Origin of the sequence: Arthrobacter sp. 2762 (assembly GCF_040548745.1) — a bacterium.
Lineage (GTDB): Bacteria > Actinomycetota > Actinomycetes > Actinomycetales > Micrococcaceae > Arthrobacter.
Genome location: NZ_JBEPSI010000001.1, coordinates 127299 through 141741, shown reverse-complemented (window position 1 = coordinate 141741; position 14443 = coordinate 127299). Strand labels below are relative to the sequence as shown.

Below are 14443 nucleotides of genomic sequence, written 5' to 3'. Positions count from 1 at the left end.
GAGTAAAGTGACCGGGCCGGAATCCTCCGAGTAGTCATGGTGCAACGAAAGAAGCGAGTCCTCGTACGCTGGGGCTTTAAACAAATTGCCCACCGCTATTTCGGCTGCGTCGATCTGTTCTTGGCTCAGCTCAATGTTCTTTGCCATAGCTAAATCATCCTTCTTTTATTGAACAACTGGAACCGTGCTTAGAGGAGCTCCGGGTAGCGGGACTTCATGTAGGCATGAACCTTGTCCCGGTCAGCCAAGTTCAACTGCGTGGGCCAGTAGATCAGCTCACGGATGTAAGATGCCTGGCCGGCGGCGCTAGCGCCAAAGTAGAGGCCGCCAAAGGTTCCCGCAGCGGTTACGCCGGAAGGATCAGCGACTTCAGTCCCGTCTGCCCGAAGAATGAACGAGAACCCGGCGTCAGCCGCTTGTGCAACCATCATGAACACCCAGCCGTCATGGTTGACAGTGGTGGCCGTGGCGCTGCCGGAGGTGCCTTGGTAGAAGCCGGACGAGTTGCGGCCTACGGTGGTTCCGGTCATGCCTGCCACGTTGACGACATTCGCCGAGGACTTGAACACTGCGGCGATGGTCATAGGCCGCTGCGTGGTGTGCACCGAGTTGAGAAGGCGGCCGCCATTCAGCGAGTCGCCCGGCGAGTACAGGTGCCGGATACCATTCTCAGTACCCAACGTAACGGCTGGGGTACCGCCCACGTTCGCGAGCGTCGTCGGGACGGAGCCAGCCACAGAGTTCCACGAACTCACGATTGAACCATCCGGGGCGTCAAGGTGGTTCGCGATGAACCGGGCAGCATAGCCGCTGACTCCCGGGGTTCGGATGACACGCGGGGCCGTGGACGATGCTACCGCCCCGACAGCGGTGATGAGTTTCGACATTACAGCCAGCCTCGATTCTGTGCTTCTTGGTAAACGCGGGCCGCAACAGCGGTGCACCCGGCAGCATTGATGTGGGTGGAGTCCATGCGGAACGACGTCGGGGTAAGCCCGTTAGCGATGTCCGTGTTGTCCTGGGTTGTGAAGGTGATCCCCGCAGCGTCGGCCGCTGCCTGGGTCCGGAGATAGGATGCGATGTCCAGCCAGAACTCAGGGAATGCTGACTTGATGGCCGCGTTGAGTGCTGCGAGGTATGTCTTCTGGTCGGCCGAATCGAACTGCGCCGGCACGACTTCCATGACGATTACGCGCTTCACATTGGGGGAAAGGTAGTCAATCGCGGCCCGGATTGACGCGAGAACCAATGTGATGGGCGTGCTGGACGTGACATCGTTCCGGCCCGACCAGATAGTGACGATTCGGTTGCGGTAGTTCAACCCGTTCGTTGGCGTGAATACCGACTTGGCAGGAATGGGGTACGTGCCGCTGAAGTCAGGCGTGAAAGTGACATTGCCGGCTGTCAGTTCCCGGATAACACCGGGGACGCCCGCCAGTGTGCCCGGTACGGTTCGGGTGCCCGACTGCAAGACAGGCTTGTTGATGATGGACGTGACAACCGAGTTGCCGCTGGACGCTGTCACGTTGCCGGCCACTGTTACCAGTGGAGGCTGTCCACCTTGCCTCGCGGAGATCTGCGCTGCCGTCTGCTGATACCAACCACCGTTGAAGTGGTTCTTGCCAGTGAGGGCAGAGAGCTTATTGACCCACGCATCAACGCCCGTCACCGCGTTGTCAGTCATGGAATCGCCCCAGTGCGCCCAATCAAGCGCAGGGAAAATGGATGTGCCAGCGCCGGGCGCGGATGTGTCAGCGAAGATGACCCTGTCGTTTGCGTCGACCACCACGAACTTCTCGCCAGAATCCAGTTCCACGTCCTGCACGCCAACCGACTTGCCCACGCGGGACGCCGCATGAGGTGTCAAGTCGCCGTCGAGCCCAACCATGAGGGTCGTCTGCTTGTCGTCGCTGCCCACCACGCCGAAGAGGACGCCGGGAACATCTCCGGGGTCCAGGAGTCGGGAGTCGCCGGCCTTCACAATGCCAACGGTGGATTGTGCGGCGTTCGCGGCCGCAGTAACAACTGAAAGGTCCGTAGCAATCGCTTGCGCCACGAGAGGTGGCACCAACGGGCCAACCTCGGCACCCACAAGGCCGGGCACGACAGCAGCAACCTGGGCTGGGATGTTCGCCCGCGCCAGGCCAGCGTCCACTTGCGCGTCTGTAGGGGCTTGGGCAAGTTCGGCAGCTTCGGCAGCGTCGGCAGCAGCCGCCAGTGCTGCGTCCTTGGCGGCAACGGCTTCGTCCCTTACGCCCTTGTAGCTCGCCGAGATGACAGCCAGTCCACCGCCGACAAGCTTGACCAGCGGTGACGTCGTCACAAACGCGGGCGTGAAAGCATCCGAGCTGGACACCATAGGGTTGGACATCGTCAACCCATTCAAGTCCTTGAGGGTAAGCGGTGTGCTGTTGGATGCGTCGTCGGCGTCATAGGCTGTGACGCTTGAGTTGGGTGCCCGGGTGAAGCTGGCCGCGTCAGCCAGCAACACTTGATCGTGGACGTAGTCAGTCACTTACCCTCCAAAGGTATTTAGGCGCGGTGTTCGGGCTCGCGGCGGACGGCATCTTGGGCTGCGTTCGTGTTCCCGATGGGAGTAGCCGCCTGGATGGCCGGTGCCACGCCTGTCGGTTTCCACAGCAGCTTGTAGCTGTTTCCTGCGGTGATGAAGATGACGAGGATGGCGACGATAATTCCGGCGGTGTTGAAGATGCCTGCCAGCCATGCGGTTATCGCGGCCACGGCAACGTAGAACAGGAACGCCACGATGGATTGCTTCCGTACGGACCACCGGGACTGTTGAATGACGGCGATCACCAAAGGGCTGAAGAAGCCCACCGCGAGCAACCAGAGGGTTACTGGGCCGAGGTCGGCAAGGGCCGCCAGAGTGTCAGGATTGAGAGATCCCATGAGTTAGCCTTCCTGGCTCAGCGTGACGGTGGTGGTGGCGATGGCTTCGAGACCTGCAAGCGCTTCTTCGGCGCCTGCCTTTGCCGCCTCCTTCATTGCTTCGACATCGATCGGTTGGCCGCTGCCGAGGTTCTCCAGAGCGGAGAGGATGGCGCGCTGGCCGCCCTGCAACTCGGCAAGCATCTGCGGGATGGGACCAGCGGTACGCTTGCCGTCTTCACCGGGCAGGAGCAGGGCAGTGACGCCGTCCAGTCGGCGCTGGGACTCCTCGCCAACGAGCATGAAGCCTGGGTGCTTTTTGCCGTCCCTATCAGTCCAGCCGTCAGCGGCGATGTCCTGGATGTATTCGAGAATGCGATCTGCTTCAGCCACGGTGATTTCTCCTTCGGGTGGGGTGGTGCTCGTGGAGCTTGAGAGGTTGATGTAATCGCCGGCGACGACGGCCACGCCTTCGATGTCTTCCGTCCACCCAAGAAAGGTGAGCGGGTTACTTCCCGCGTAGTAGCGGATCAAGTGGGACATATTCGGGTGATGGTGCGGAATATTCGAGTCATCGCTTGTGGAGTAGACGGAACCGTCCGGGGCAAGCAAGGCGACGTGGCCGAGCGGGTTTATTGCGAGGCTGAACCAGACAGGCACCCAGCATCCAGCAGGGAAGTTCCAGTCCCGGTGCTTCCTTTGGGCGGCGTTCCATCCAGCGGTTGCGCTTGGATACAGCCCATCCAGCCCGTACGTTTGGCGCACGTACATCAGGCAGTAGCCGGGCTTGCACCAGATATCCGGGTTGGGGGTAATCAACTGGGCTGTCATGGTGTCTCCTTGCTCATTGGTCCAGGTCCTTGGGCCATTCGTGCGGGGTTCCGCCGAGCTCGTGAACCTGGCCGCGGAGTTTGTGGATGTATGCCCGGTACTGGGAGAACTGGGATTGGACGTTGGCTTTGAACGCTTCGAACTCTTTGCGCAGGTTGGACACGTCCTCCTTGTAGAGGGTGCGTTCTTCCTGCAGCTCGTTGGCGAACTTGTTGTACCGCTCAACCTCTTGGTTTGTTCCGGCGAGTTGGTTGGTTTCGGACTGGGACTTTCGAGCCCACAGTGCCGTGACGACACCAACTGATGCCGCGATTAGGCCCGAGACGATGGCAGCCCAAGGGACTTCGGTCATTGGGGGTCTCCCGGCTTCTGCACAATCTCCGGGTGGGACGGCGCGTGGTTCATCATGCGTGCGCAACCAGCAGCGGATAACGCCATGGAAGCCAGCAGAGCAGCAGATACGAATGCCGTATTCCATGTCCCGTTCGGTAAGACGGGAGTGCGGAAGAAGTATTCAGCGAACGACAGCGCCCACAACGACAGCAGCCCAGCGACAGCACCTAGCGCCCGCGACTGGTCAACTTTGAACGCGGACGCCACCAGCATGAACGCAACAAGGAACCAGACAACCGCCCACACTTCGAGGGGGAATATGCGGGTTACCATCTCCAGCGCCGGCTGCGGCCTTTCGGGCAGGACACCAAGGTAAGAGAACCCGAAGCACGCGCACATGAGAGCCTTGCCAAGCATGACCATCCCGCGGGGCCCATACACCTTAGGGAAGTTGGCCAGCACCCGACAGCGGGCGCTACTAGTCAAGCCTCGGAGGGATGCTAAGGCTTTCATGCGGCCACCCAACTGAAGCCGCCCGTGAGCAGAATCGAGAATGCCGACTTCGGGATAACTCCCGCGGCAACTGTCGCCTCGAACTCCACCCAGCCCGCTTTCGCGTGGCCAACCGGGTACACGTACAAGAAGACCTTGCCCATGGATTCGGTTGCTATCGGGTCGAAAGTCTCGATACCGGCAGGAAGGTGAGCGGCGTCAATTTCGCCAACCTTGAAACGGTTCGGCCGGGCCTGGTCCACGTTCACGGATGACCCGGACGCGCCAATAGCGCCGCCCATGAAGACCAGCCCGTCAGCATGCTTCCGGGTGTACGGCGCCACATACCCGGCGCCCAGTGCAGCATAACCACCAGAAAGCGCAATCGGCTTCGAGTCAGGTGCGTCACTGACCCACCCGGCAACACCGTTCGTGCCAAATGTGTAACGCCAAGTAGTAGACCCGATCAGGACGCAGGCACCGAGCTGGGCCAAATATCCAAGCGCCAATGTGTCCTTCGCGATGACGCCGCCGTTGCTGGTCCAGCACCGAAGATCAATGATCGTTCCCGGTTGCGTCTGCCCAGCAACAATCGGTACCAGCGCAATAGGCTGGTCATCCTCAACGCCCTGGCCGGACTTGCGCGTCCCGGGTATTGCTTTGCTTGCGCTGCCCTTCACAATGTCGAACTTGGAGACACCAGCGGTCGGGGTCCAGTCGCGCCGCACAACCACAAGGTCATAACGCGTGCCAGTCGTGTTGATGTCGAACTGCAGCGTCTCGTTAGCGACCGTCTGATCCGTGACACCACAGCCGAAGCCGTGGCCCGGAGCGATAGACACCGTACGGTCAGCGCCCGCAACAGGCGTGACCTTCCAATCGTTGACGCCCAAAACCCCGTACCGGGCAGAGCCGATAGGTTTGATGGAATGCGCGTCCGCCCAGAAACCTTCTGTGTAGGGCTTATCTGACGTCGTGTCATAGCCGCGGGAGATGAACTCAACAGGCATCAGATACGCTCCTGATTCCGCTGCCTCTTACCAAGGGCAGCAAGTCGCTGCGCAACAATGCGCGCAGGCTGGTTAGTCAGTTCCCCGATGGAGGGATCGACGCTGGCATAGTCTTTGGAAACCCATTTGAGGGTTGCTTCACGGATGGTCTCGGTGATGACCTGGCCGCCGCCGATGTCCACTGGGACACGGTCGCCAACATGGAAGCCACCCGGCCCGTACTGGAATATCCCTGTGCCTGCGAGCTCCAACGACAGGCCGTTCTTGGCTGCGTTTTCGTCCAGAGTTTCCTGGCCGCGGGCATCAAGGACGGCGTCGGTGTTGTCGTCGCGGGCGTCCCGGAAAGTCTCGGCCCGCATCCCGTACTTTGTTTCGCGGGCGGCATCTGTGACAACCCGGAACTTCCGGGCCGTACCTTCACCTTGGCCGCCTACCACGACACGGGAAGCTGTGGGGCGGGTCCTGTTCCACTTCGTGGTCTTCAGGGTCCGACCCTTGGATGAAAGCTTCCGGGGGAAGATCTGCGGCTCGTAGGCGTCCAGAACAAGGTTGCTGCCAACCTGCTGGACTGTGACGCCGATACCAGCCAATTCGAGTGCTGGGAACATCTGGTCCATGAGCGGGTGCATGCGCAACGGAACACCGCCCGGGACCACAGCCCCGCGGTTCAGGTTCGGCGCAACAGTCAGGCCCGGAACAGCCAGACGGTTCACGCCGTTCTCAGTCACCGCCGTTTTCAGGATCGTTTCGGCGTTGCCCGTATAGGTCCGGTACTCCGCTGCCGTCTGGTTGGTGTAGGGCGACGTCGGGACCGGCCAGCCGAGGATGTCCCGTAGCACGCGGAAGTCATCCTCAACAGTGAACGTCGCGTACCCCTGCACCCCGTCCGTCTGCCCCTCGTCAGAAACAATCGGTCCGGAGATCAGATGCTCCCCCTTGAAGGAGACCTTCAGCCGGGCCCCGTCTGCCATGAGCTCTCCGAAGCGCAGATGCCCGAGTGGGACAGTCATGCTCAATGTCGAGACCAGGTTGTGCCGGACCGTCACTGACAACGCTGAGGGGTTGCCGATCTGGCACCGGAACCAACGGTTCTTGTCGTACACGCCGACCCTGAAGACGCTCACCATGCCCTCCGATACAGTGACGGCAACAGCGCCTCTACGACGCCGGTGCCGGCCAGCGAGAGCGACAGTTGCACGCCCTCGCCGGCCGGGATTGGCGGGAACTCTGCTTCGCCGAGATCGGCGGAACGGTCAACAGGGTTGATCATGTCCACGCCCAAGACCCGCTGAGAGGGCTTCTCCGGGGCGCCCGCAACAATGTCGTACATGGTCGCGCCGATACGGTCCGGGTCAGACTCGATCAGCAAGCACTTGCCGGTGGGGACGGTGAACGGAACATCGACCACCATTCCGCCAACACCAACAGCCGCCGATGTCGTCTCGCCGTCGATGAACCACTGCGCGTAGGACTCGACGTCTCCCAAGTTGTCGATCCTGGCCTTGGACACATCAGCGCTCGAAGAGATATTGACGATCTGCGGACCATCCGGTTCGAAGAACGGTTCATAAACCGGGTTCTTCCAAGACCGAACCTCGGGGGCGCCCTCCCAGTAGGGCTGCTCAGCAACAAAGGTGATGCCGTACGACTGCCACCCGTACTTGAACGGATCGTAAGTGATCGTGTGGTCGCCGTCGTCGCGGAACCTCAGCCGAAGGGAACGCTTAGTGCCGTCCGGGTGGATGATCTCCCAAACCCCGGTGTCATCCGGGTCCATGCCCTTCCAGAAAGCACGGTCCCGCTCCACCCATTCCTCAGAGCTGCCATCGTGGAAGATATGCACCGGCCAGAAGGCGCCGCGGTCAAGGACCGAGACGCCTTCATGCCGAGACCCGGCAACAGCAGGGGATGAAGTCGCGTGGCGGTCAGTGGTTACCGAACCGAGGCCCCTCACACCCGGCATCAAGAACATGCCTGACGCCGGGTTCGTGAGAGGCCATGTGACTCCCTTGGCAGTCCACGTCATCACAGCACCCCGCCACGGGCTAACTGCCGGAGCCGGTGGCACGTAGGGAGTTGCGTAACCGATGCCCATTGGACTCCTTCTTTATTGGTGAACGGCGAGCAAGTCGCGCTGAGACGTCTCGAGCTTCCGAACCATCTCGTCTTCATCGCGCACGTGAAGATGCTCGATGTTGACGCCCGGGCGTTCCGGCCCCTGCCTCGATGCGATGCTGTACATGGCATCCCACTGCTGCGGGTTGAGGATGTATTCCGGCTTCTGGGTTCGGTTCATGACCTGCGACAAACCGGTGGGCAAGATGCCACCTTGGTCGTGCAGGTATGGAAGCCCCGTCGAACCTGTGTTGTCCTTGCCGCCGTTGCCGGTGACAAACGCAACCGCACCGTCAAGGAGCTTCTTGCCCGCCCCGATGGCGAGATCCGCGAACGGACCTGCTTGTGGGAAGGCCTTCTTGAACTGGTCAAGGAGCCCGTCCACAATCGCGCCAACGGGGTTCCAGCCCGGATCTCCACCGCCGTCCAAGTACTCGGCAGGGTTGCGATAGTTCGGCCACCCACCGTTGAGCACCATGTAGTGAAGGTGCGGGCCGGTGGAGTTGCCAGTCGAGCCAACCTCGCCGATCTTGGAACCGGCGTTGACCATCTGGCCCATCTTCACCGCGAAGGATGAAAGGTGGGCGTACCAGGTCTGCAACCCGTTCGGGTGATCGATATGGATCTCATTGCCGCCGCCATACGATGACCAGCCAGCAGAAGACACGCGGCCAGGGCCAGCCGCCACGACGGGCGTACCCGTCCCAGCCGCGAAGTCGATACCGTTGTGCCCGCTATGGAAAGGCTGTGAAATTGTCGCGCCGCGGATCGGTCGAACCAGGCCACCAGTCGCGTACCCGTCAAGAACACGAGCCATGGCGTAGAGGTTCCTCACACCAGCACGGCGGGTCTGCTCCTTCGTGAAAACAAACTCGTCAGCGTGCACGATGCCAGCCGGCTGATACTTAGCGCCTGGCCCGGTGTAGCCGCCTTCGGAGAATCCCGGAGGCAACGCCACCCGCGGCAATGGAGCCAAGCCCAATGCCCCGCCGATACTGTTGAGCCCGTTGATGAGGCCGTCGTTGATGACCGTGTCCACCACGAACCGGACAGGTGCCTTCGCGATTTCCTGCAGCTTGTCCCATGCCGTCTTGATGAAACCGACGCCGTCCTCGAAGGCCTTCGGAATGGTTTTCATGATGAAGTCAGAAAGCGCGTCAAAGACAGGCTTGACGATGGTCTCCCAAACCCACTTGATAGCCGCGCCGATTCCATCGAAGGCTGGCTTGATAATGGTCTGGTAGAGCCAATCAAAAGCCGGCCCAAGCACGTTGTTCAGCACCCAAACAATGGCGTCAAAAATGGGCTTCACGATGGTGTTCCACCACGCGCCGATCAGGGCCCCAATGAATCCGAACACCGGCTGAATCACGGAGGTCCACAGCCAGTTGAATGCCGGGCCCACAACCTGCGTGATGACCGCACTGATGATTTTGAAGATGTAATCCATGACCATCCACGCGGCTTGTATCGCGCCGACGATGAACCCGAAAACGGGCTGGATGATGTTGACCCAAAGCCACTCGAACACGGCGCCTACCCCGGCAAAAATAGCCAGGACGGTCGGCAACACGTACGTCTGGAACCACTCGACGGTGCCGCCGATGAATGTCTGGATAGCGCCCCAAACGTTCTGCACGATCTGCTGCCCAAGCTCGGTCTGAGTGAAGAACCAAACAAGCCCGGCCACCAAAGCAGCAATGCCGATGACAATCAGCCCAATGGGGTTCGCAGCCATTACCGCGTTGAACGCCATCTGAATCGTTGTCGCTACCGTCGTGATGGTCTTCCACGCCTGAATGGCGCCGATCCACAACTGCATGCCGACGACCAAGGTTCCGACCGTGATGCCGAGAGCCAGCAGCCAGTCCTTGTTCTGGACCACCCAATTGCCGAAGCCCCTCACTGCCGGGATGACGGACGTGATGATGTAGTCGCCGAACCTTTGCAGGATCGGCAGAACGTTCGCTTGGAAGACGTCGTACGCTTGGCGCGCCCAGTAAGCTACCTGCTCCATGAAGCCCGGGAACCCGGAAGATGTAATGTCACCGTCGTTGGCCACCCACGCCGCGGTAAACGCGGTGATGCCGCCGGCGATCTCGTCAAACACTGTGCTGAGACCGGACAGGAAGCCAGTTGCCAGGGGCTCAAGCCACACCATCACCTTGTTGCCGAAGGTCTGCAGCTTGCCGGCAATGCCGCCGTTTAGGTTGTCGCCCATTCGCTCAGCGGCGCCCTCTGTGTCGCCAAGAGCGCCCTGCGCCCCAGACAAGGAAGCGATGAACTTCGGGATGTCCTCCGTACTCAAGTCCTCCAACGGAGTGCCGAACAGAGCAAGAGCCGCCTGAGACTGGGCGACGGGGTCTTTCATGTTGCCCAACGCGCCAACGATCTTCTGGAAGGCCGCCGCGCCAGTGTCGCCGCCCGCCAGTAGATCCTTTGTCATCTTCTGCGTATCAAGACCAAGCGTCTTGTAGGCACCAGCCGTTGATGAAGACATGTCCGTGGCTCGGATCGTGAATTCCTTCAGGGCATCGCCGGTCTTATCGATGCCGTACATGCCCTTCTCAGACGCAGCCACGAGCATGCCCATGGCGTCAGAGCCCTTGATACCAAGCTGCGCGAAGAACGGGCCGTACTCATCCACGGCGTCAATGACGTCTTCGCGGACGGCGGCCGGAACCTTCTGGGCTGCGGCCGTGAGCAGGTCAAATGCTTCGTTCGCGTCACCAACAAGGCCGGTCTTCATCATCTGGCCGACAACCTGGGTAACCCTGTCAGTGTCGATCTCGAAGGCCTTCGAGAAGTTCAGTGCATTCTTGGTTGCCTGGTCGAATTCAGCCTCGGACAACTCACCAATGCCGCCGATGCTGGTCTTCACGGAAGCGACAGCGCCGCCGATGTCCTCGAAGGACCGGGGCATGGTGGAGCCGACGCGCTTCGCAGAGTCGTTGAGCGCCTGCAGGTCTTTGCCTGCCGCGCCTGTCCCGACGCTGATTGTCGTGGAGACGTCAGAAAAAACCGTCCCGACTTTGTACAACGCCCCGCCGGCGGCCGCCACAGCCCCAACCGTGGCGGCCACTCCGACAGCAATCGCCGAACCGAACTTCTTGCCAACGGAAGCGCCAGCCTTGTCCGTCTCTGCCCCTGCACCCTTGACCAGCGCCGGGCCGAAGTCCTTCATTGAAGGTAGTACCGGGAGCCAAACAGTGTCCTGCGCCTGTGCCAAAGTCAGCTCCCTTGTTGAGTTATGTGATGGCTTCAGCCGCCCGTTGCTGGGCTGCCTCAACCTCTGCGATAAGCGCGGACATCTTCTTCTCTGAACGGCGTTGCGCTGCCCGCGTGAACGCGGTCTCCGGACGTGTGGCCGGGCGCATTCTGGGAGCCTTTCCGCCGTTCACCTGGATGGTTGCCGCTATGAGCTGCGCGATGAGGTCCGCAATCGCATCCAGCCGGGCAACTTCAGCCGTGTACTCGGACAACTTCGGCCCAGAACCCTTAGACGGCGCGTCATCCTTGAAGGACTCAGCTAGTTCGTCATCGTTCGCCATGGCCTCAGTCGTGCGGGAAGACGACGGAAGCTGCCGGATCAGATCCGACAGCTTCCGCCATGACCGCTCGCCCCGGAAGAAATCAAGCAGGTCAAGCCCCAACTCGTGGTGGAGGTCGTACTCGATTTCCGCCCCGTACCTGTCAACAACCGTGACTAGGTACGGGAAACGGCTTCCCCCTCGGGGCGGTATCCCTGCTTCAGCATGATGCGGATCTTGCGGGGGTCCTTTTCAGTGACCTTCCCGCCGCCCGGGCCAACAAGGGTGACGTCCTCCGAAAGGTCAAAGAAGAGCATCATGTCGGTTACCAGGTTGCTCATCGCCTCATGGCCGGCCTTCGCGAGCAGCTTCTCAATGCGAGGCCACTGCTCACCACACAGCGTGATGAGCATGGCTTCGATGTCGCTGGACCTGTAGGCGCGTGCCCACTGGATCAGGGTCGCGCCGGTCGGTGCCTCGACGATGATCGTTTCGTCTTCCGATACCGGGAGCTGGAACGGGTCATGGGCAGCCTCTTCGGTGTACTGGTCCCAAGTCTTGAACTGCTGATTCTTTGCCATGGTGGTGGGCCTTTCGTTTGGTTACTTGGTGGTGGTCTTGGATGCCCGGGCCTCGGAGGCGTTCTTGTCCGCCTCAGCCTCCGTAGCGGCCTGCTTCGCTTCCTCGGCTTCCAAGGCGGACTTGGGCTTCCAGCCGCGGGCGCGTAGGTTCGTTGCTTGGGCTGCGTCTTCCGGGTCCCATTCCTTACCTTCGGTAGACACCAGAGTTTCGAGTTTCTTCGCGGCCATGAGAGGCACCTTTCAAGAGGTCAATGGATGATGGAGTGGGCCAAGAAAGAGGGTGGCCCCGGCTGGCCCACCAAGGAGCCGAGGCCACCAGTCATTACGGGGTCGGAGCCGGGAAGCCCATCGCCGCGTGATCGACACCAGGGCCGCCCCAGATCTCCCGGTAGGAAGTTCCGAACTGCTCGTCGGTCTTGCCAGACAGGGTGGCCGGGTACTTGATCTCGTCACCCTCAGACCACGCCTGCTCGCCGTTCTCCGTGACCTGCGCCTTAGGCAGCCACTTAGCGATGTAGACGGCATCGGGGCCGTCGCCGTCCTTGCCCAGCGCGAGGACCCGCCACTTACGGGACACCGGACGGGAAGCGCGGTCAAAGTAGAAGTTGCCCTGCGCGTCGGTCGTAACCGCGGTCAAATCCAGACCGTGGTAAACCTCCATGGTCAGCTTCTTGGATTCCTGCATCGTGAACGCCAGCCCAGTGACGTCCTTGATGATGTCCGACCGTGTCGGCTCGGAGTAACCGTAGGACTCGACGTCGCTGGTTTCCTGGTCACGGGACCACGTCGCACCGTCGCTCTTCGTGGTCATACCGACAGGCAAGTAGCCCGTGGGGATAACCAGACCAGTAGCGCCATAAATTGACGTGATCTCGGTGTCGTCGTCCTCCCACGGCTTCATGAAGATAGCCATCTCAAGGACTTTGCGGATGTTGGACGGGTTGTGGCCTTTGGCCTCAGTAAAGGTCGCCATGGCAGCGCTTCACCTTTCTATGGGTTGGTCAGTACGTTTGGCGGAATTCGAGCGCGTAAGACGCCACGAACCTGTTAGTGCCTGGGTTTCGGTAGTCCACCCATGAGGGCGCTACAACCGTGCGAACCCGATCCACTTGCACGCCGCCGACCTTCCGGCCATTGAGTGAGTGGAACCATTGGCGGGTGCTCTCAGCGAGGGCGGCCGCAGTTTTGTAATCGTTGGAGAAACACTCGACATCCACGACTGGGGCGTCGGTCAACATGTCGTCCGTGCCGGGGCCGCGGGCCAACCTAACGAACTTCTCCAACAGCTCGACGTCGCCCGGGACCTTCGTCCCGGTCTGCACAGTTGTTGCCTCGCGGTGCGCTTTCGTCAGCGCCGTCTCAATGTCAGGCCAGCTCATCCGCCCGCCCCCGCACGGCCAAGGATCCGGAAGCGGCCCATGCGGCTAGTCCCGAACTCCTGATCAGCGTTATCGCCAACCACGTTCACAAACGGACGGCCACCAGGACGCACACCAGACTCCGTGGTCACGCGCATGTCCACGCCATCACTGTCAGCCAGTTGCTTCGCCCGGGACTTCACCCGGTTAGCGACAACCTGCAAAGCCGCCGCCACTCCCGGATGCCGCGCAGCCTTCTGAATGAACTCGTAACTGATCTCAATTTCAGCCATTCAGCCAGTCACCTTCTCCACAGCAGCTTTGATGAAACCCGGAACGATGAACCCGCCCGGCTGCCGGCCAGGCTCGCCAACAACCTGATACTCAATTCCTTCAATGACCACGGCGTCCGCTGCAGAGAGCGGGGCTTCAAGAGGCAGGTTCACCCAGTAGCCGAAGACCTGCTGGTCCTTGGCTGAGGTGTCCTCGCCTGATGTTCGCGGCTCGTACCACGCCTGCCATTCCTCATCGCGGGGAGGTCCAACGACAGGATTCCCATAATCGTCATATTCACCCTCAACGGGCTGGCCTCTGAAGCGGAGCGTGAGCGTCTGATCCATAAGGTTCATCAGGGACGCTCCGGAAGTTTGTACTTCGAGACACTGTTCTGGCCCGCGTCAGGACCAGTGTCGAGCTGGATGGAGCGGCCAGCCAATGACTCAGCCTTGACGCCGCCACCCTTAATCCGGCGAGCCCGATCAGCCACGACAGACAGCAAACTGGCAGGGCATGTCTCATAACCGTGGGTGAACTCGACCTCAATCTCTTCAGGCCAACACCCGCTGGTCCGGCGAAGAACGCCGTTCGGTTTGGCTTTCCAGCCTTCGATGGCGTTGCCATCACCGTCGCGGACGGCAATAACTTCCTTCACCTTCAGAGATGGCAGAAGTGCGACGGAGTCGCGGCCAGTCGAAACCGTGATCGTCTCTGTCACTTCTGGTGCGATATGCCATTCGCATTCGTCACGCACCTGCCCAGCCGCCGAGTTTACGACTGAGGCAGGAAAAGGAGCGCCAGGGAAACCTGTCAATGCTGCTGGGTCTAGCAATGGCTGTTCCACCATGGCGCCCCTCCTTCCTTACTTGTTCTCGGCAGTCGCAGCCTTGTTGGCAGGCCGGGCCTGCTTGACTTCAACCGCATCTTCGCCGTAGCGCTCCGCGTCCTCGGCGTTCAAGAGCAACGTGTGCTCAATCCCGCTGATGGTCACGGTGTAGGGCTTCCTGTTATCAGCCATTTCTGAGTTA

The 14443-nt window shown here is 60.8% G+C and carries 19 protein-coding genes; all 19 read right to left on the bottom strand.

Annotation, left to right across the window (positions count from 1 at the left end):
* Positions 1–188: 188 nt before the first annotated feature.
* Positions 189–887, bottom strand: a complete 699-nt coding sequence (locus ABIE18_RS00685; RefSeq protein ID WP_499720715.1) for a hypothetical protein — start codon at positions 885–887, stop codon at positions 189–191.
* Positions 887–2515 (bottom strand): SGNH/GDSL hydrolase family protein, encoded by a 1629-nt coding sequence (locus ABIE18_RS00680; protein WP_499720714.1) that lies wholly within the window; start codon positions 2513–2515, stop codon positions 887–889. Before ABIE18_RS00680 ends, ABIE18_RS00685 begins: the two co-directional genes overlap by 1 nt.
* Before the next feature lie 17 nt (positions 2516–2532).
* The gene (locus ABIE18_RS00675) at positions 2533–2910 is read right to left on the bottom strand and encodes a hypothetical protein (protein WP_499720713.1); all 378 of its coding nucleotides are present in this window, start codon (positions 2908–2910) and stop codon (positions 2533–2535) included.
* Between the two features lie 3 nt (positions 2911–2913).
* On the bottom strand, positions 2914–3720 hold the full coding sequence (locus tag ABIE18_RS00670; RefSeq protein WP_499720712.1) for a hypothetical protein: 807 nt from the start codon (positions 3718–3720) through the stop codon (positions 2914–2916).
* Between the two features lie 13 nt (positions 3721–3733).
* Positions 3734–4072, bottom strand: a complete 339-nt coding sequence (locus ABIE18_RS00665) for a hypothetical protein (protein ID WP_499720711.1) — start codon at positions 4070–4072, stop codon at positions 3734–3736.
* Entirely contained in the window at positions 4069–4470 is a 402-nt protein-coding gene (locus ABIE18_RS00660; RefSeq protein ID WP_499720710.1) for a hypothetical protein, read from the bottom strand. The genes ABIE18_RS00665 and ABIE18_RS00660 overlap by 4 nt, the downstream gene beginning before the upstream one ends.
* Positions 4471–4562: 92 nt before the next feature.
* Entirely contained in the window at positions 4563–5555 is a 993-nt protein-coding gene (locus ABIE18_RS00655; RefSeq protein WP_499720709.1) for a hypothetical protein, read from the bottom strand.
* A complete protein-coding gene (locus tag ABIE18_RS00650; protein WP_499720708.1) occupies positions 5555–6679 on the bottom strand; it encodes a Gp37-like protein in 1125 nt (374 codons plus the stop codon). The genes ABIE18_RS00655 and ABIE18_RS00650 overlap by 1 nt, the downstream gene beginning before the upstream one ends.
* A complete protein-coding gene (locus ABIE18_RS00645) occupies positions 6676–7650 on the bottom strand; it encodes a hypothetical protein (protein WP_499720707.1) in 975 nt (324 codons plus the stop codon). The genes ABIE18_RS00650 and ABIE18_RS00645 overlap by 4 nt, the downstream gene beginning before the upstream one ends.
* 12 nt (positions 7651–7662) lie before the next feature.
* A complete protein-coding gene (locus ABIE18_RS00640) occupies positions 7663–10899 on the bottom strand; it encodes a peptidoglycan DD-metalloendopeptidase family protein (RefSeq protein ID WP_499720706.1) in 3237 nt (1078 codons plus the stop codon).
* Positions 10900–10918: 19 nt separating this feature from the next.
* Positions 10919–11221, bottom strand: coding sequence for a hypothetical protein (locus ABIE18_RS00635; protein WP_499720705.1), 303 nt, complete (start codon positions 11219–11221; stop codon positions 10919–10921).
* A gap of 155 nt (positions 11222–11376) precedes the next feature.
* The gene (locus ABIE18_RS00630) at positions 11377–11781 is read right to left on the bottom strand and encodes a hypothetical protein (protein ID WP_499720704.1); all 405 of its coding nucleotides are present in this window, start codon (positions 11779–11781) and stop codon (positions 11377–11379) included.
* A 21-nt stretch (positions 11782–11802) separates the two neighbouring features.
* Entirely contained in the window at positions 11803–12009 is a 207-nt protein-coding gene (locus ABIE18_RS00625) for a hypothetical protein (RefSeq protein ID WP_499720703.1), read from the bottom strand.
* A gap of 94 nt (positions 12010–12103) precedes the next feature.
* On the bottom strand, positions 12104–12754 hold the full coding sequence (locus ABIE18_RS00620; protein ID WP_499720702.1) for a phage tail tube protein: 651 nt from the start codon (positions 12752–12754) through the stop codon (positions 12104–12106).
* Positions 12755–12782: 28 nt separating this feature from the next.
* Positions 12783–13160: a hypothetical protein gene (locus tag ABIE18_RS00615; protein WP_499720701.1), complete on the bottom strand. Its 378-nt coding sequence runs from the start codon at positions 13158–13160 to the stop codon at positions 12783–12785.
* Positions 13157–13432 (bottom strand): hypothetical protein, encoded by a 276-nt coding sequence (locus ABIE18_RS00610; RefSeq protein WP_499720700.1) that lies wholly within the window; start codon positions 13430–13432, stop codon positions 13157–13159. Before ABIE18_RS00610 ends, ABIE18_RS00615 begins: the two co-directional genes overlap by 4 nt.
* Positions 13433–13768, bottom strand: a complete 336-nt coding sequence (locus tag ABIE18_RS00605; RefSeq protein WP_499720699.1) for a hypothetical protein — start codon at positions 13766–13768, stop codon at positions 13433–13435.
* A complete protein-coding gene (locus tag ABIE18_RS00600; protein WP_499720698.1) occupies positions 13768–14133 on the bottom strand; it encodes a hypothetical protein in 366 nt (121 codons plus the stop codon). The genes ABIE18_RS00605 and ABIE18_RS00600 overlap by 1 nt, the downstream gene beginning before the upstream one ends.
* A 144-nt stretch (positions 14134–14277) precedes the next feature.
* Entirely contained in the window at positions 14278–14433 is a 156-nt protein-coding gene (locus ABIE18_RS00595; RefSeq protein WP_499720697.1) for a hypothetical protein, read from the bottom strand.
* Positions 14434–14443 lie beyond the last annotated feature (10 nt).

Excerpts from the sequence above, each read along its gene's own strand:
- ABIE18_RS00595 (WP_499720697.1), bottom strand. The coding sequence starts at position 14,433 with ATGGCTGATAACAGGAAGCCCTACACCGTGACCATCAGCGGGATTGAG.
- ABIE18_RS00655 (WP_499720709.1), bottom strand. The coding sequence starts at position 5,555 with ATGCCTGTTGAGTTCATCTCCCGCGGCTATGACACGACGTCAGATAAG.
- ABIE18_RS00635 (WP_499720705.1), bottom strand. The coding sequence starts at position 11,221 with ATGGCGAACGATGACGAACTAGCTGAGTCCTTCAAGGATGACGCGCCG.
- ABIE18_RS00660 (WP_499720710.1), bottom strand. The coding sequence starts at position 4,470 with ATGCTTGGCAAGGCTCTCATGTGCGCGTGCTTCGGGTTCTCTTACCTT.
- ABIE18_RS00610 (WP_499720700.1), bottom strand. The coding sequence starts at position 13,432 with ATGGCTGAAATTGAGATCAGTTACGAGTTCATTCAGAAGGCTGCGCGG.
- ABIE18_RS00630 (WP_499720704.1), bottom strand. The coding sequence starts at position 11,781 with ATGGCAAAGAATCAGCAGTTCAAGACTTGGGACCAGTACACCGAAGAG.
- ABIE18_RS00685 (WP_499720715.1), bottom strand. The coding sequence starts at position 887 with ATGTCGAAACTCATCACCGCTGTCGGGGCGGTAGCATCGTCCACGGCC.
- ABIE18_RS00645 (WP_499720707.1), bottom strand. The coding sequence starts at position 7,650 with ATGGGCATCGGTTACGCAACTCCCTACGTGCCACCGGCTCCGGCAGTT.
- ABIE18_RS00615 (WP_499720701.1), bottom strand. The coding sequence starts at position 13,160 with ATGAGCTGGCCTGACATTGAGACGGCGCTGACGAAAGCGCACCGCGAG.
- ABIE18_RS00625 (WP_499720703.1), bottom strand. The coding sequence starts at position 12,009 with ATGGCCGCGAAGAAACTCGAAACTCTGGTGTCTACCGAAGGTAAGGAA.
- ABIE18_RS00620 (WP_499720702.1), bottom strand. The coding sequence starts at position 12,754 with ATGGCGACCTTTACTGAGGCCAAAGGCCACAACCCGTCCAACATCCGC.
- ABIE18_RS00665 (WP_499720711.1), bottom strand. The coding sequence starts at position 4,072 with ATGACCGAAGTCCCTTGGGCTGCCATCGTCTCGGGCCTAATCGCGGCA.
- ABIE18_RS00670 (WP_499720712.1), bottom strand. The coding sequence starts at position 3,720 with ATGACAGCCCAGTTGATTACCCCCAACCCGGATATCTGGTGCAAGCCC.
- ABIE18_RS00605 (WP_499720699.1), bottom strand. The coding sequence starts at position 13,768 with ATGAACCTTATGGATCAGACGCTCACGCTCCGCTTCAGAGGCCAGCCC.
- ABIE18_RS00675 (WP_499720713.1), bottom strand. The coding sequence starts at position 2,910 with ATGGGATCTCTCAATCCTGACACTCTGGCGGCCCTTGCCGACCTCGGC.